Genomic DNA, 17799 nt, shown 5'->3' with positions numbered 1-17799 from the left:
AGATAAGCATAACTCAGTCCTCTTTTTTGCCTTTTTGTTTCTGGAAAATCAAAACTCGCAAAATTTGGACTGAGTTTCTTTGACACTCCTACCATTTTGAAAAGTTATATACTGACTCTCAATCAATAAGCATTCAATCTTTGTAGTTGGTTAATATCATTGATATTAACTTAAGAAAATTAAATCCATTGAAATGGATTTCTAAATTTTAGTTACAATAATAATTAATAAATACGATTTCTTCAGGGAAATTTTTATTCCCACCCCAATCCTTAATCCCACAAAGAATACTGTATAAATAACCACTATCAGTGCTATGATTGAAATTACCTTCTACAAAACCAGATATGGCTGATTGCTCTTACTCAAGAAAACCATGCAGATAAATCACGTTGAACAAGGTCTTATACTGACCCGTCACTGGAAAGATACCTCGTCTGGCATCGAGTTGGTGTATTGGCTGGCGACAGATAACGGGACACGTCGCATCACCATTCCTCATCAAAAAGCCGTTGCCTTTATTCCTCAACATGATTTACCTAAAGCCAAGCGTTTATTGGCACAAGAAAAACATTGCCAACTAAAGGCGTTGTCACTAAAAAATTTCAACCGTCAGCCTGTCGCAGCACTGTATTGCTTACAATATCATCACCTGCAATATCTGAAAAAAAACTTTAAAGAACAGGATATTCCGCTCTACGAGGCGGATATTCGCCCCCCCGATCGGTATATGATGGAACGCTTTATTACTGCCCCTGTCTGGTTCAGCCAGAAACCTGACGGAAGCTATCAGATGAAGCCGAATCCCACCTATCGCCCTAAGCTGAAATGGGTATCTCTGGATATTGAAACCAGTCAGCATGGGGAGTTGTACTCCATCGGTCTGGCAGGATGTGGCGAGAAAACCGTGTTTATGCTGGGACCGAAAAATGGCAGCCAGCAGAATCTCAATTTCAAACTGGAATATGTCGCCAGCCGCCCATTGATGCTGGAAAAATTGAATGAATGGCTGGCTCATTACGACCCAGATGCCATTATTGGCTGGAATCTGATTCAGTTTGATTTAAGGGTGTTACAGCAACATGCTGAACGCTATAACGTGCCGCTAAAATTCGGCCGTAATCATGGTTTGCTCGAATGGCGGGAGCATGGTTTCAAAGCAGGGCACTTTTTTGCCTCAGCAGAAGGCCGTTTGATTATTGATGGCATTGATGCGCTGAAAACCGCAACGTGGAATTTTCCTTCATTCAGCCTTGAATATGTTGCACAAGCGCTATTGGGGGAAGGGAAATCCCTTGATAATCCCTATGACCGCATGGATGAAATCAATCGTCGCTTTCAGGAAGATAAGCCCGCCCTCGCCCACTATAATTTGCAGGACTGTATTCTCGTCAATCGTATTTTTGAAAAAACGGATCTGATGGCGTTCTTGTTGGAACGCGCCACGGTAACAGGCTTGGCGGTGGATCGCAGCGGAGGTTCTGTGGCTGCGTTCACCCATCTTTATCTGCCAAGAATGCACCGGATTGGCTATGTCGCTCCCGTTCAGCCAACTTATTTCGACGATAACAGTCCGGGAGGTTTTGTGATGGATTCATTTCCGGGATTGTATGATTCGGTATTGGTGCTGGATTACAAGAGCCTTTATCCTTCGATTATTCGTACATTCCTGATTGATCCGGTCGGTATAGTCGAAGGAATTGCCGCTCCCGACTATGAACATGCCGTTCCCGGTTTTAAGCAGGCATTTTTCTCCCGTACGCAACATTGCCTGCCCGATATCGTTACGCAAATCTGGTACGAACGTGACAAGGCTAAAAAGCAACAGAACGCTCCGCTTTCCCAAGCCCTGAAAATTATTATGAATGCGTTTTATGGTGTGCTCGGTGCTTCCGGCTGTCACTTTTTTGATCCTCGCCTGACGTCCTCAATTACCATGCGGGGGCATAAAATCATGCATCAAACCCGTGACTTAATAGAATCGCAGGGTTATCAGGTGATTTATGGCGATACAGATTCTACGTTTGTTTGGCTGAAACGCCCCCATTCTGAAGAAGAAGCCAGCCAAATTGGTCATAAGCTAGCGCAATTTGTTAACCGATGGTGGAGTGATCATCTAAAAACTGAATTCAACCTTAAAAGTGTGCTGGAATTGGAATTTGAAACACACTATCGGCGCTTCCTGATGCCAACGGTACGAGGTGCGGAGCAAGGCAGTAAAAAGCGCTATGCCGGGCTGAGTGGCGATAAAGTGATCTTCAAAGGGCTGGAAATGGTAAGAACTGACTGGACACCGCTCGCACAAATATTTCAAAAAGAGCTATATACTCTGATCTTCCATCAGAAACCCCATCAGAATTATCTCCGTGAATATATTGCCAAAACGCTGGCAGGTGAGTTTGATGATCGCCTCGTTTACCGCAAACGGCTACGTCGCAAATTGTCCGAGTACCAGCGCAATGTTCCCCCTCATGTCAGGGCTGCACGTTTGGCGGATGAATATAACCAACAGCATAATCGCCCATTGCAGTACCAAAACGGAGGTTGGATCAACTATATCATCACCCAATCCGGGCCTGAACCGTTGGAAAATCAGACTTCACCACCCGATTATGAGCACTATATCAATAAGCAATTGATGCCGATTGCCGATGCTATCTTGCCATTTATTCAAGATGACTTTATGACCTTGCTGACGGGGCAAATGAGCATCTCTTTTGAGTAATGGATATTTTTGCAGGTGACGGCTTGCTCAGCATCAATTAACATATCGCCCCTCTAAAGGGGAATGGTACTTTTGTGACCTCGTTATCAAAAAACAGGTGCTATAAAGCCCATTAAAACTATCCCTATCGATAACCAATGATGATCGATATCCAACAAAAGCAGCCATCCTGCAACCATAAATAACATTGTCTAACAGAAAACTGAGCCAAAATTTATGCCCTTTACTCTTGGTCAACGCTGGATAAGCGATACAGAAAGCGAACTTGGATTAGGAACAGTCGTAGCGCTTGATCCGCGCATGGTAACGTTGCTTTTTCCTGCCAGCGGAGAAAACCGCCTTTACGCACGCAATGACTCCCCCATTACCCGCGTTATGTTTAATGTGGGCGATACCGTAACCAGTCACGAAAGCTGGAAACTCAAGATCGATGACGTTCAGCAAGATAATGGCCTGCTGATCTACGTCGGTACTCGTCTGGACACCGAAGAAGAAAATATCTGCCTGCGGGAAGTTTTTCTGGATAGCAAGCTGACGTTTAATAAGCCGCAGGATCGTCTGTTTGCCGGCCAAATTGACCGCATGGATCGCTTTGCACTACGTTTTCGCGCCCGTAAGCACCAGAGCGAACAATTTCGTCTGGCTGAAAGTGGGTTGCGTGGCATTCGTGCCAGTTTGATCCCTCACCAGTTACACATTGCCAATGAAGTGGGTAAGCGTCACGCCCCTCGTGTGTTACTGGCGGATGAAGTTGGTCTGGGTAAAACCATTGAAGCGGGTATGATTATCCACCAGCAATTGATGGCCGGACGTGCAGAGCGTGTGTTGGTCATTGTGCCAGACAGTCTGCAACACCAATGGCTGGTAGAAATGCTGCGCCGATTCAATCTGCGTTTTTCGCTGTTTGATGATGGTCGATATAGCGAAGCGCTTCATGACAGCGATAACCCCTTTGAAACCGAGCAATTGGTTATCTGTTCTCTGGATTTTGTTCGCCGCAATAAGCAGCGTTTCGAACATCTGCTGGAAGCGAGCTGGGATTTAATGGTGGTGGATGAAGCTCACCACTTGGCATGGAGCGAAAAAGCCCCAAGCCGCGAATATCATGCTATCGAACAATTGGCAGAGCAAATTCCTTCTGTTCTGCTGCTGACAGCGACACCTGAGCAGTTAGGGCAAGAGAGCCACTTTGCCCGTTTGCGTCTGCTGGACTCGAATCGCTTCCACGATTATCAGGCATTTATTGATGAACAACAGAAATATCGCCCTGTTGCTGATGCCGTCACGTTATTGTTGTCCGGTGAAACGCTGAGTAATGATCAGCAAAATGTGATTGTTGAGCTGATCAGTGAGCAGGATATTGAACCTCTGCTGAAAGCAGCAAACAGCCATCAGGATGAAGAGAGTGAAAATGCTCGCCGTGAACTGATCTCCATGCTGATGGATCGCCACGGCACCAGCCGATTGCTGTTCCGTAATACCCGTGGTGGTGTGAAAGGTTTCCCTCATCGTGAACTGCACGAGATTAAGTTACCATTGCCTGCCCAATATCAGACGGCAATCAAAGTTTCTGAAATCATGGGTGCCAAAAAAACCGTGGAAGCACGCGCCAAAGATATGCTCTATCCTGAGCGGATCTATCAGGAGTTCGAAGGTGAAAACGCCACATGGTGGAACTTCGACCCTCGCGTAGAATGGCTGTTGGGTTTCTTGATGGCAAACCGTGACGAAAAAGTTCTCGTGATCTGTGCCAAAGCAGAAACTGCGCTGCAACTGGAGCAAATTCTGCGTGAGCGCGAAGGTATCCGCAGTGCGGTATTCCATGAAGGCTTGTCCCTGTTAGAACGCGACCGTGCAGCGGCTTACTTTGCTTCTGAAGAAGAAGGGGCACAAGTGCTGCTCTGTTCTGAAATTGGCTCCGAAGGGCGTAACTTCCAGTTTGCCAATCAGCTCGTCATGTTTGATCTGCCATTCAACCCTGATTTGCTGGAACAGCGTATCGGACGTCTGGATCGTATCGGTCAGAGCCGCGATATCAAGATCAGCGTGCCTTATCTGGAAAACACGGCGCAATCGATTCTCCTGCGCTGGTATCACGAAGGTCTGGATGCGTTTGAACATACCTGCCCAACAGGCCGTCCTATCTATGACAAGTATTATGAAGTTCTGTTGAATTTCCTGGCCAAGCCAAACGAGCAGGCGGGCTTCAATGAATTTATTACGGAATGCCGGACGCATCACGAACAACTCAAACAGCAACTGGAACAAGGCCGTGACCGTCTGCTGGAAATGAATTCTAACGGCGGCGAGCAAGGCCAGAAACTGGCAGAAACCATTGCCGCACAAGATAACGATACGGATCTGGTGAATTTTGCCCTGAACCTGTTCGATATTATCGGCATCAATCAGGAAGATCGCTGCGATAATATTATCGCCCTGCAACCATCCGATCATATGCTGGTACCTGATTTTCCCGGATTACCGCAAGATGGCTGCTCCATTACGTTTAGTCGTGAGAAAGCACTGTCCCGTGAAGATACTCAATTCCTGAGCTGGGAACATCCCATCATCCGTAATGGTCTGGATTTAATCCTGTCAGGAGATACCGGAAGCTGCGCTGTTTCTATTCTGAAAAACAAGGCACTGCCGGTCGGTACGCTGTTGGTTGAGTTAATTTACGTTGTTGAAGCACAAGCACCTAAACATCTGCAATTGACCCGCTTCTTGCCACCAACGCCTGTGCGCCTCCTGTTGGATCTGAAAGGCACCAATCTGGCTCCTCAGGTAGAGTTTGAAAGTTTCAACCGCCAGTTAAACGCCATCAATCGCCACAATGCCAGCAAACTGGTGAATGCGGTACAGCAAGAAGTTCATGCGATTTTGCAGCAATCAGAACCTCTGATTGAAAAGCAAGCGCGTAAATTGATTGAGAAAGCCAAAAAAGAAGCAGATGAAGTCCTGTCAGCAGAGTTGTCACGTCTGGAAGCCCTGAAAGCGGTTAACCCGAATATCCGTGATGATGAGTTGGACGCAGTTGAATCTGAGCACAAGCATTTGCTGCTTAACCTTGATCAAGCTAATTGGCGTCTGGATGCTATTCGTTTGGTGGTTGTTTCTCATCAATAATAGTTTCACACCAGTAATAGCTGGTTTATCAATAATGGTTTATCGCCAATAATTGCTTTAAACTCAGGGGGTTTTCTTCACGAAAGCCCCCGTCATTTTTCCGATTCGACTATTTTTCGACACGATTATTTTTCAACACGATCATCCTTCAACATATGGGAGCTACTATGCTGGAGTCTTATAATCCCCCGACAGATCCTTGGTTATATGTGCTGTATCAGGACGAGCATATTATGGTTGTCAATAAACCCAGTGGATTGCTTTCTGTGCCGGGCAAAGCAGAAGAGCACAAAGACAGTATCATGACGCGGATACAGGCGGAATTTCCCACCGCTGAATCGGTGCATCGATTGGATATGGCCACCAGCGGTATTATGGTTGTTGCGCTGACTAAAGCTGCTGAACGTGAATTGAAGCGTCAATTCCGCGAGCGTGAACCGAAAAAAGTCTATATCGCGCGGGTATGGGGAAAACTGGAGCCGGAAGAAGGATTGGTGGATCTACCGTTAATCTGTGACTGGCCGAATCGCCCGAAACAGAAAGTCTGTTTTGAAACCGGTAAATCGGCACAAACAGAGTATCAGGTACTGGAGTATGAAGCACAAGCAACGCGGGTCAGGCTGGCTCCAATCACAGGACGCTCTCATCAGCTCCGTGTACATATGTTAGCACTGGGCAACCCTATTCTGGGGGATCGATTCTATGCCCATGAACAGGCAAGGGAATTGGCACCTCGCCTGCAATTACATGCCCAGGAACTCTTCATTACTCATCCGGCTTATGGCACTCCAATGCATTTTGAGTGTAAGGCAGATTTTTAACGCATGCTCTTGTGACATATTTGGATAAGCGCTATTTAAAGCCCTTCTCTTTTTTAATTAAATCATAAGCAGACTGGATGGACTGCGTTTTTTGTTTCGCAAGTTCCATCATTTCTGGCGGCAAACCTTTCGCCACCAGTTTGTCTGGATGGTGTTCACTCATGAGTTTTCGATAAGCCCGCTTAATGGTTGTGGCGTCATCCTGTTCATTGACGCCCAATACCTTACAGGCATCTGCCAACGTTGCACGCTGCTGCCCACCACCTTGGTAATGCCCGTATTGCTGATGCTGCCCACCAAAATTCTGCCCGTCAAAATGACGCCCGCCTTCCATCATGGCAAGGAACTGTTCAAATTGAACACGGGAAATCCCCAGTTCTTCGGCGATAACAAATAAAACTTTTCTTTCGTTAGGATGCAGTTCACCGTCAGCAAATGCAGCCTGTAACTGAATTTCCAAAAACATCCGGATCAGGTCAAAACGACCAAAGCAAGCACGCCGTAATTGTCGTAATGTTTCACGCAGAGGGAATTGAGGCTGTTTACCCTCACGAAATGCCTGTTGGGCGGCAAGCCTGGCTTCACCATGCAGTTGCATTCTGTCCATCAGTTGAGTGGCAAGCTGAATATCTGTTTCTGTTACCCGGCCTTTGGCTTTGGTTATATGCCCCAATACCTGAAAAGTGCTGCGAAAAAACAGGGACTGTCGGGTCGGGCCTTTAGCATCGGCACCTAAATTCCGTGCCCTGACTTTGTCAAGAATGTGACCCAACAACACGCCAATCACAATCCCCCAAAAACCAGCACCAGACGCAATACCAAATATTAATCCAAATAATTTTCCCCAATACTGCATATAGTCTTCAATTCCCCAATGCCCTTAGCGCAATTTTGCATTATCATACTATTCATTAAGCTCTGTGCCTAACAACAAGATAAGCAAAGTTAAACTTTACTCTGGTGCATATATCTCAACTACGTTAGTCTCTGAACATTTGCCGGCACGATGGCACTGATGACGGAACCGCATAAACATCTATGAACAAATGTTATCCTACCCTGCTGGCCACAATGGTATGGGCCGCACTTTACAGTCAGCAGGCACATGCTGACCTCGCAGCACAATGTATGCTGGGTATCCCTGTCTATGATAAGCCGATTATCACAGGTGATCCCAATAAAATGCCCGTTAACATTAAATCCGAAGATACTCGTGGCGAATATCCTAATGCGGTTGAGTTCATTGGTAATGTTGATATCCAGCAGGGAAATAAAACGCTGACAGCCGATAAAGTCCGGCTTGAACAAACACAAGATAAAGAACTCGTTCGTACTATTACCGCAACAGGTAATGTCAGCTATGATGACCCTCAGATCATTTTGAAAGGGCCACGCGCCTGGGCTAATTTAAACAATAAAGACACCGACGTGGAACAAGGCAAATACCAGATGGTTGGCCGGCAGGGACGTGGCAGCGCAGATAAGATGATGTTGCGTGATGAAAACCGCTACACCATTTTAAATAACGGGATATTTACCTCTTGTTTGCCGGGCAATGATAGCTGGAGTGTTGTCGGTTCCGAAGTGATTCTGGATCGCGAAGAAGAAGTAGCTGAAATCTGGAACGCCCGTTTCCGGCTTGCCAATGTGCCAGTGTTTTACAGCCCGTATTTGCAGTTACCGATTGGAGATAAACGCCGCTCTGGTTTCCTGATCCCCAATGCCAGCTTCTCCAATAAAGATGGCTTCCAATTCCTGCTACCGTATTACTGGAATATTGCACCTAATTATGATGCCACGATCACTCCGCATCTTATCACTATGCGCGGCTTGAAGCTGGACAATGAATTCCGTTACCTGACTAAAGCCGGTACGGGTACGGTTGCGTTGGATTGGATCCATAATGATCGCTTGTATGCAGATGATAAAAAATTCGATAAGAATTTAGCCAAGAGGGACAGTAATAGCCGTTGGTTATTCTATTGGAATCATAGTGGTGTCATGGATCAGGTCTGGCGTTTTAGCGCCGACTATACCAAAGTCAGTGATCCGAACTATTTCAGTAACTTTACTTCTCAGTATGGTTCTAGCACGGACAGCTATGCGACCCAGAAATTCAGTATTGGTTATGCGCAACAGAACTGGAATGCCACACTCGCAACCAAACAGTTCCAGATTTTTACCATTGACGATAGGAGAAGAGCTTACCGGGCAACCCCTCAGTTGGATCTGCATTATTATAAAAACGATTTAGGGCCATTTGATTTTAATGCCTATGCCCAAGCAGCTAAATTTACCAGTGTTGGTAACCAGTGGCCTGATGCAACACGTTTTCATGTGGAACCTACCATTAACTTGCCGCTCTCCAACGGCTGGGCCAGCATCAACAATGAATTTAAGTTGATGGCGACCCATTACCAACAGGATCTTACTGAGGCAACCAAAGCCAATAAAGATACGGCCCTATTAGAGAGATCAGTAAACCGTCTCCTGCCTGTATTTAAATCAGATGCCAAGATGGTGTTTGAACGCGCCATGTATTTTAATCAGGATTACACCCAGACGCTGGAGCCACGCGTTCAGTATCTGTATGTGCCTTACAAGAATCAAAATAATATAAACAACTTTGATTCTTCCCTGCTGCAAACGGACTATGCCGGATTGTTCCGTGACCGCTTCTACAGTGGCTTAGATCGCATTTCATCTGCCAATCAATTTACGACGGGTGTAACTACCCGCATTTATGATGAAGATTTAGTTGAACGTTTTAGCCTGTCCGTAGGTCAAATCTACTACTTTGAACGTCCACGTACTGAAGATACTGAACCGAATTCAGGTTCTAAAGATATCATCGGCAACAAAAAGGGGACGGGCGCCACGACATGGGCTGGCGATGCGCACTGGAGAATCAATGATTCCTGGGGGCTCAAAGGCGGGCTGCAATACGATAACCGTCTGGGCAGCTTAACCATGGGCAATGCAGTAGTGGAATACCGTCGTGATACTGATCACATATTGCAGTTAAACTATCGTTTTGTTGACCGCGATTATATTCAGGCCACGCTCGGGAGCTTACCTGCTTATCAACAGGGTATTTCGCAGGTTGGGATGGTGGCAAGCTGGCCATTGACGGATCGCTGGGCATTTGTCGGAGCGTATTACTACGATACCAAAGAGAAACAACCAGCGAACCAGATGGTCGGACTGCAATACAACACATGTTGTTGGGCAGTCAGTGTGGGATATGAACGCAAGATAGTCAACTGGAGGTTCGACAGCAGTCAGTATGACAACAAATGGTCATTCAATGTTGAACTTCGTGGCTTAAGTAACAATCACAGTTTGGGTAGCCAGAAAATGCTACAGCAAGGTATTCTTCCATACCAGCGTGCATTCTGATACCGATAAACTCTGATACCGATAAACACAACGTATACACAATAACCCCGCCAAGGCGGGATTGATATGATGGGAAATGTATGAAGAACTGGAGAACGCTCATTCTCGGATTGATGTTTTCAGTAAGCACTGTCGCAGTGGCAGCACCACAGGAACTCAATAAGGTGGCTGCCGTTGTTAACAATGATGTCGTACTGGAAAGTGACGTCAACAGCCTCTTACAATCCGTTAAACTCAATGCAAAGCATGCAGACCAGCAAATACCGGATGAAGAAGCACTGCGTCATCAGATCGTTGAGCGCCTGATTATGGATGACATCGTTTTGCAAATGGCAAAACAGATGCAAATTACCATCCCCGATCAAGCCCTGGATTCTGCAATCACCGATATTGCAGCCCAAAACCACCTGAGCATGGCCCAGCTGAAACAGAACCTGACCGCAAATGGTATTAATTTTGACACCTACCGCAACCAAGTCCGCAAGGAAATGACGATTGCGGAAGTACGCAATAATGAAGTGCGCCGCCGCATCACTATTCTGCCACAGGAAGTTGATTCACTGGCGAATCAGCTCGAAAGCCAGAATAGTCAGGCCTCGGAATTGAACATCAGCCATATTCTGATCCCTCTGCCAGAAAATCCGGATCAGGCTCAGGTAGAAAAAGCTGAAACCACGGTCAAAAAAATCTTGTCTGAACTCAAGAGTGGCGGGGATTTCGGCAAATTGGCCATCGCATATTCTGGTGATAGCCAAGCCCTGAAAGGGGGAAATATGGGCTGGAGCAGGTTGCAGGAATTGCCAACCCTGTACGCTGAACAGCTTGCGCACAAGGGGCAGATTACTGCGCACAAGGGACAGATTATTGGCCCGATTCGTTCTGGTGTGGGTTTTCACATTCTGAAAGTAAATGATATCCGTGGTGGTCAGACGCCGATTGCGGTCACTGAAGTGAATGCCCGTCATATTCTGCTGAAGACATCACCGGTTATGAATGACGAGCAGGCGCGTAACGAATTAATGAAACTCAGGGAAGAAATCTTAAGCGGCAAAACGACATTCGAAGCTGCAGCAAAAGAGTATTCTGAAGATCCCGGTTCCGCCATGCGTGGTGGAGAACTGGGCTGGAATTTGCCGAGTGCTTATGACCCCGCTTTCCGTGACGCATTGACCAAACTGCAAAAAGGTGAGATCAGTCAACCCGTTCACTCTTCTTTCGGCTGGCACTTAATTCAACTGCTTGATAGCCGCAAAGTTGACAGAACTGATACAGCACAGAAAGATCGTGCCTACCGTCTGCTGTTCAACCGTAAATTCAATGAAGAGGCACAAAGCTGGGCGCAAGAATTACGCGCCTCTGCTTATGTGAAAATTTTAGATGGTAGCGATGCACAACAATAAACACACTATCAATCCCATTGTCATCACCCCCGGCGAGCCAGCCGGGGTTGGCCCTGATTTAGTTATTGCCCTCGCCCAAAAAGAGTGGCCCATCCAATTGGTAGTCTGTGCTGATCCAGAGCTGATGCTCTCCCGGGCCAGACAACTGAATTTACCTCTAAGACTACAAACATACTCCCCTGAACACATTTCTTCATCACAAGCAGCCGGAACCCTGACTATTCTGCCTGTCTCTCTCCAATCTCCGACCATTGCGGGTGAATTGAACCGAGAAAACGGTACTTATGTCACGGAAACTCTGGCAAAAGCCTGCGATGGTTGCCTGAATGGGGAATTTTCTGCTCTGGTGACAGGCCCGGTGCATAAAGGCGTCATTAATGAAGCTGGCGTGCCCTTTACCGGACATACTGAGTTTTTTGCTGACCACAGCCAATGCTCAAGGGTAGTCATGATGTTGGCAACAGAAGAATTGCGGGTTGCGCTGGCAACGACACACCTGCCAATTTTAGATGTTCCCAAGGCGATTACCTTTGATTCCCTCAGGGAAGTTGTCACTATTCTCAACCATGATCTGAAAACCAAATTCGGTATCCAGCGTCCCCACATCTATGTTTGCGGCCTGAATCCCCATGCGGGTGAAGGCGGGCATATGGGGCATGAAGAAATAGACGTGATCATTCCTGCGCTGGATAGCCTGAGAGCAGAAGGGATATGGCTGGAAGGCCCATTGCCCGCAGATACACTGTTTCAGCCCAAATATTTGGATAATGCCGATGCTGTGCTTTCGATGTATCACGATCAGGGGCTACCCGTGTTAAAATACCAGGGTTTTGGCAGGGCCGTGAATATCACATTGGGTCTGCCATTTATCCGAACTTCTGTCGATCATGGCACAGCACTGGAGCTGGCGGGGACAGGTCAAGCTGATGTGGGTAGTTTTATCACCGCATTAAATCTAGCAATTAAAATGATACAAAACAGTAATGAATAATAAAGTCCATCAGGGGCACCATGCCCGTAAACGTTTCGGGCAAAACTTTTTAACCGATCAGTTTATTATTGACAGCATTGTTGATGCGATAAACCCACAGGCCGGTCAGGCTGTAGTGGAGATTGGCCCGGGTCTGGGAGCACTGACTGAACCCGTTGGTGATCGCATGGATAAAATGACCGTCGTCGAGCTCGACCGCGATTTGGCGGCCAGACTGCATGTCCATCCGAAACTGAAAGATAAGCTGACAATCATTCAACAAGATGCAATGACTGTTGATTTTGGTCAAATTTCCAGAGAGCGCGGGCAGTCACTGCGTGTATTTGGTAATCTGCCTTATAATATTTCCACGCCATTGATGTTCCACCTTTTCAGCTATACTGATGCTATCGCTGATATGAGTTTCATGCTGCAAAAAGAAGTGGTGAATCGCCTTGTCGCTGGCCCGGGCAGCAAAGCCTACGGGCGTTTAAGTGTGATGGCTCAATACTACTGTCAAGTAATCCCTGTTCTTGAGGTACCGCCTACGGCATTTACGCCGGCACCAAAAGTGGATTCCGCTATTGTGCGCCTGATCCCGTACAAGACCATACCTTATCCGGTTCAGGACATCAGCATGTTAGCCCGGATCACAACTCAAGCATTTAACCAACGGAGAAAAACTATCCGTAACAGCCTTGGAAATATTTTTTCTGCTGAACAGTTATCTGAACTGGGTGTTGATCCAACCACTCGGGCTGAAAACATCTCTGTCGAGCAATACTGTAAAATGGCAAACTGGTTATCGTCTCAGTCTGAAGTTGCCTGAAACCAACAAACAGTCGTTACAGTAACAGGAGGCACCTATGCTCAATGAACCAAGAATTTATATTCAAGTACAAAGTACCTATGTAGAAAGTCAATCACAGCCGGAACAACAGCGCTTTGTATTTGCTTATACAGTATCAATTCGCAATCTTGGGCATTTCCCCGTGCAACTGATTAGCCGTTACTGGCGCATAACCAACAGTGATGGTCACCGGACCGAAATTCAGGGTGAAGGGGTTGTGGGGAAACAACCTTTGATCCCGTCAGGAACAGAATATAGCTACAGCAGCGGGGCAATTCTGGAAACACCTCTGGGCACAATGGAAGGTCATTATGAAATGGTTGATCACGAAGGCCAGCCATTTCGTGCCACCATTCCCGTATTTCGACTGGCAATTCCGACACTGATTAATTAATTATGGCGACATACCTTATCGGCGATATTCACGGTTGTTACCGTGAATTACGTGCCTTATTAGAACAAGTTGATTTTCATCCCGACAAAGATACATTGTGGCTCACGGGCGATTTGGTTGCCCGTGGCCCTGACTCTCTGGCAGTACTTCGTTATATCAGGCAGCTCGGCACAGCAGTTAAACTGGTGCTGGGTAATCACGACCTGCATTTGTTGGCTGTTTACGCAAAGATCAGCCGTAATAAGCCGAAAGACTTGCTGGATGAATTGCTCACTGCACCAGATATTGATGAATTGATAAATTGGCTGAGAAAACAGCCAATGTTACAAATCGATGATGAGTTGAAACTGGTCATGGCTCATGCAGGGCTCACCCCACAATGGGATTTAGAAACTGCCAGAACATGCGCCCGTGAAGTGGAAGCCATTCTTCGCAGTGACAGTTATCCTTTATTTCTCAATGAGATGTATGGGGATATGCCAAATAACTGGGCCCCTGAATTAAGTGGCCTTGCCCGGCTGCGTTACAGCACCAATGCACTGACCCGGATGCGTTATTGTTTCCCAAACGGTCAGTTGGATATGATCTGTAAATCTAAGCCCGAAAATGCCCCTGCTCCGCTGAAACCCTGGTTCGAATTACCGCGCAACATTCCTGAAGATTATTCCATTGCATTTGGTCACTGGGCTGCGCTGGAAGGACAAGGCGCTCCTGATGGTATTTATGCGCTGGATACGGGCTGCTGTTGGGGAGGTAAGTTGACAATGCTACGTTGGGAAGATAAACAGTATTTCAGTCAGGATTCCATGCTCACAAAATCGAAAGGCTGAATTGACGACGCCGGAGTGCCCGGGCACTCCGCACGTAAAATTAAATCACTCTCTGCGTTCTAAGACTTCAAAACAATAGCTGTGTGAATTGTTTTCATCTTCATCGTGATATTCAGTAAAAACTGAATTCCACTCATCAGGTTCATAATCAGGGAAGTGCGTGTCACCAATCACTTCTGCATCGATGTGAGTCAGATACATACGATTAGCCAGAGGAATAAACTGCTCATAAATTTGTCCTCCTCCCATCACCATAATCTCTTCAACATCACCAGCCGCAGCTAAAGCAGCTTCGATGGAGCTTACCCAAGTGGCCCGATCATCGCTTGCAGGTTGACTGCTGATCACGATATTCAGACGTCCCGGTAAAGGACGGCCAATTGATTCATAAGTAACTCGGCCCATCACAACCGGCTTTCCGAGTGTGTTGCGTTTGAACCAGGCTAAATCACCCGGCAGAGTCCACGGCATGGAATTTTCCATACCAATAACTCGATCCATGGCCATCGCAGCAATCAAGCTAATATTCATTAAGTCACCTTACAGGCAAGTAGTATGAAAATTTGGGACACTATACGGAAAGGGCTACTCTCAGTCGATAAAATTAGCAATTTATTCAGAACAAATTGTTAGTCTACACACTAAATGTTAAGCAGTTTATTGCCTAATCAACCTCTGGTTGACAAAAGGATTCCCCATAGCAGCCCGATTCAACCGGACGGGCATCCACCACCGCTCTTCATTGCTATTCTGAGTTGCTATTTCTTAATGCCATTTTTACCCAATATTATTGTTACCCAATACTAAAGCTGGCAGGGTTAACAATTAATCGTCCTGCAACTCCACGATCCGCCATTTCCAGTATCTGGCTGTAATACATTAAGGGGAAATTCTGATAAGAAGGCTGCATCATGTTGACCAGTAGTTCTGCCCGTTCATCAATCCAGACCGTATCTTTCCAACCATAATCCTGTGGCTCTGGGCGATTGCCATTAAGGCTGATAACTTTAAATCTTACGCCTTCGATATGGAAAGGCTGGGGTGTTGAGGTTGTGATTATCCAACGTTCCCATGCACCTTGCTGGCTAACTATGTCGGTTCGATGTTCATTCAGCACTGAGCCATTAATCCCCTGCGAATAATCTCCCAAAGCTAGCTGCCTGCTTCGGACAGAAGAATTGATTTGTGTATTATCCAGCACGAGCTGAGAAGGTAATTGATCCGTCACCAGAGGAAGCAACCCACTGGCTTTAAGCGTCAATACTGTGGTGGATAACAATTTTGTTGAAGGCTCAAACAACCCTTTGAGACGATCCATCACACTTGCGGATTCTCCCGCAGTAATAGTGACGCTTTCCACTTTCGACATATCAACCAAGACTTCACGACGTTCGCCCGGAGCAAGTGGCAGTTGCTGTATAGCTACAGGGGCAGGCAACAACCCCTGATCAGTTCCAATCATATAGAAAGGACGCCCATCGCTGAGTTCTAGTTGATATTGCCGGGCATTAGAAGCATTCAGTAAACGTAGCCTGACCCAACCTCTGGCAACTTCAACAAAAGGATTTTCAACCCCATTAACCACTAAAGTATCGCCAAGGAAACCCTGATTGGCCGGCGGTTCATATTGTGGTACGCCAAAATTATCCAGTCGTTTATCCTGCAAAATAACAGGGAAATCATCAACGCCATAATGTTCAGGTAAAGGCAAACCACGGCTGCTTTCGTCTTCCACCAGCCACATTCCTGCCAGACCAGCATAAACATGCCGTGCCATTCGGTGTGGTGTGTTGGCATGATACCAACAGGTAGCCGCAGGTTGATCTATCGGGATAACGGGCGACCAGTTTTCACCCGGTGATATTAAACGGGCCGAGCCTCCCATCAGGGTTCCGGGCACCAGTAAACCACCTACCGTCATTGAAACCGGTTCAGACAGATGATTGCTATATATCAGTTTGACATCATCTCCTCGACGGACCCGGATAGTCGGCCCGAGATAGTGCCCGTTGATGCCCCAAACATGAACTTTATTCTGACCGTTAAATGACCATTTGGCTTTCTGTATGGCTAAAAATAGAGGTTGTCCGCCTCGGGGTTCCAGTAAGGGGGGAAGTGGCAATTTCGTTTGTTGATTTTTATTGGCTCGAACCGCAAAAGGAAGCGCCCCTAAACACATTGCCAAACCAGATGCCTGAATAAACTGGCGTCGACTCAGTGACATACTTTCTCCACAGCAGGAATAGTATCTACGACAAGAATAGCAACCCAAAATGATTGCTTATGTAAACGCAAACACTAACAATGGCTAAAAAATTCAAATCATTACTGGGATGAATATCCCGATATTGTGGCTATCAGGATTTATTATTCTATCGATTGCGTTTAATAAAAACATTAAGTTATTAAACGCAATCATATCGCGAATGGGAAATAAATTCTAAAACTATCTTAAATTGATAGCCAAACTCCATCCAAAGTGTGGGGAAATATATTTGACGATTTCGGGCGTTTTATCGTCACCTGAAATTATCTTCGCTTATTCAGCGCCTCAACTTCTTTATCCAATTCTTCAATTTTAGACTGCATCATTTGCCGACAATGCCCCGCCAATTCACGAACCTGCTCTTTGGTATATTTCGTGGTATCAATCGGAGGTAACATTTCGACAATCACAGTGCCATTATTCCAACGGTTCAGTTTTACTTTACCGTGTGTTGAAGAAACACACACTGGCACGATAGGTACACCTGCTGCAATAGCAGCATGAAAAGCCCCTGTTTTAAACGGCAACAATCCGCGACCACGGCTGCGCGTTCCTTCCGGGAACATCCAGACTGAAATCTGCTTTTTGGTAATTTGATCAACAACCTGTGAGATTGTACCGTGTGCTTTTGTGCGGTTTTCTCTGTCGATCAAAATATTACCTGTCAGGTAATAAAGCTGACCAAAGAAAGGAATGAAAACCAGACTTTTTTTGCCCACAGTGACAGTACGTGGCTGCACTGCATTAGACATGGTAACCATGTCGTAATTGTTTTGATGATTAGCGATATAAATGCTAGGCCCATATTCCTGGGAATCTGCCGGGATACGTTCCACCAGCTTAATACCAAATATTTTATGCAGTTTGCCAAACGCATGACCAAAGGTCATAACATGACGTGGATTGCGCGGACTGAATAAACAGTAGATACAACCAAAAATAAAGATCAGGATTGTAAACAGAATAACAATAATTCCACGAATGATTGCTAGCATAGCGGCCTCTTTCAGAGCGGGCC

General features: G+C 46.3%; 13 protein-coding genes. 9 read left to right on the top strand and 4 right to left on the bottom strand.

Annotation, left to right across the window (positions count from 1 at the left end; translation table 11 throughout):
* The first annotated feature begins 382 nt into the window (after positions 1-382).
* From AAC854_RS11850 to rluA, 3 genes are all read left to right on the top strand, one after another.
* Positions 383-2725 (top strand): DNA polymerase II, encoded by a 2343-nt coding sequence (locus AAC854_RS11850; RefSeq protein ID WP_422824081.1) that lies wholly within the window; start codon positions 383-385, stop codon positions 2723-2725.
* A gap of 216 nt (positions 2726-2941) precedes the next feature.
* Complete coding sequence (gene rapA / locus AAC854_RS11845) at positions 2942-5851, top strand: RNA polymerase-associated protein RapA (RefSeq protein WP_340617292.1); 2910 nt, start codon at positions 2942-2944, stop codon at positions 5849-5851.
* A 167-nt stretch (positions 5852-6018) separates the two neighbouring features.
* Positions 6019-6672: a bifunctional tRNA pseudouridine(32) synthase/23S rRNA pseudouridine(746) synthase RluA gene (gene rluA / locus AAC854_RS11840; protein ID WP_340617291.1), complete on the top strand. Its 654-nt coding sequence runs from the start codon at positions 6019-6021 to the stop codon at positions 6670-6672.
* 31 nt (positions 6673-6703) lie between these two features.
* Here rluA and djlA read toward each other — a convergent pair whose 3' ends face one another.
* On the bottom strand, positions 6704-7528 hold the full coding sequence (gene djlA / locus AAC854_RS11835) for a co-chaperone DjlA (RefSeq protein ID WP_340617290.1): 825 nt from the start codon (positions 7526-7528) through the stop codon (positions 6704-6706).
* 182 nt (positions 7529-7710) lie between these two features.
* Between djlA and lptD the strand changes: the two genes are divergently transcribed.
* From lptD to apaH, 6 genes are all read left to right on the top strand, one after another.
* Complete coding sequence (lptD, locus tag AAC854_RS11830) at positions 7711-10071, top strand: LPS assembly protein LptD (protein WP_340617289.1); 2361 nt, start codon at positions 7711-7713, stop codon at positions 10069-10071.
* A gap of 80 nt (positions 10072-10151) precedes the next feature.
* The gene (gene surA / locus AAC854_RS11825; RefSeq protein WP_340617288.1) at positions 10152-11471 is read left to right on the top strand and encodes a peptidylprolyl isomerase SurA; all 1320 of its coding nucleotides are present in this window, start codon (positions 10152-10154) and stop codon (positions 11469-11471) included.
* Positions 11458-12462: a 4-hydroxythreonine-4-phosphate dehydrogenase PdxA gene (pdxA, locus tag AAC854_RS11820; protein WP_340617287.1), complete on the top strand. Its 1005-nt coding sequence runs from the start codon at positions 11458-11460 to the stop codon at positions 12460-12462. The genes surA and pdxA overlap by 14 nt, the downstream gene beginning before the upstream one ends.
* On the top strand, positions 12455-13270 hold the full coding sequence (gene rsmA / locus AAC854_RS11815) for a 16S rRNA (adenine(1518)-N(6)/adenine(1519)-N(6))-dimethyltransferase RsmA (protein ID WP_340617286.1): 816 nt from the start codon (positions 12455-12457) through the stop codon (positions 13268-13270). The genes pdxA and rsmA overlap by 8 nt, the downstream gene beginning before the upstream one ends.
* Before the next feature lie 37 nt (positions 13271-13307).
* Entirely contained in the window at positions 13308-13685 is a 378-nt protein-coding gene (gene apaG, locus AAC854_RS11810) for a Co2+/Mg2+ efflux protein ApaG (RefSeq protein ID WP_340617285.1), read from the top strand.
* 2 nt (positions 13686-13687) lie between these two features.
* Positions 13688-14515 (top strand): bis(5'-nucleosyl)-tetraphosphatase (symmetrical) ApaH, encoded by an 828-nt coding sequence (apaH, locus tag AAC854_RS11805; protein WP_340617284.1) that lies wholly within the window; start codon positions 13688-13690, stop codon positions 14513-14515.
* 45 nt (positions 14516-14560) lie between these two features.
* On the opposite strand, the gene folA is transcribed toward apaH, so the two are convergent.
* The 3 genes from folA to AAC854_RS11790 all read right to left on the bottom strand — a co-directional run bounded on the left by folA (position 14561) and on the right by AAC854_RS11790 (position 17776).
* Positions 14561-15046: a type 3 dihydrofolate reductase gene (gene folA / locus AAC854_RS11800; RefSeq protein WP_340617283.1), complete on the bottom strand. Its 486-nt coding sequence runs from the start codon at positions 15044-15046 to the stop codon at positions 14561-14563.
* 262 nt (positions 15047-15308) lie between these two features.
* The gene (ftsP, locus tag AAC854_RS11795; RefSeq protein WP_340617282.1) at positions 15309-16739 is read right to left on the bottom strand and encodes a cell division protein FtsP; all 1431 of its coding nucleotides are present in this window, start codon (positions 16737-16739) and stop codon (positions 15309-15311) included.
* Positions 16740-17044: 305 nt separating this feature from the next.
* The gene (locus AAC854_RS11790; RefSeq protein WP_340617281.1) at positions 17045-17776 is read right to left on the bottom strand and encodes a 1-acylglycerol-3-phosphate O-acyltransferase; all 732 of its coding nucleotides are present in this window, start codon (positions 17774-17776) and stop codon (positions 17045-17047) included.
* Positions 17777-17799: the final 23 nt, after the last annotated feature.

Origin of the sequence: Xenorhabdus entomophaga, assembly GCF_037996725.1 — a bacterium.
Lineage (GTDB): Bacteria > Pseudomonadota > Gammaproteobacteria > Enterobacterales > Enterobacteriaceae > Xenorhabdus > Xenorhabdus khoisanae.
This window is presented reverse-complemented; position numbering and strand designations above follow the sequence as displayed.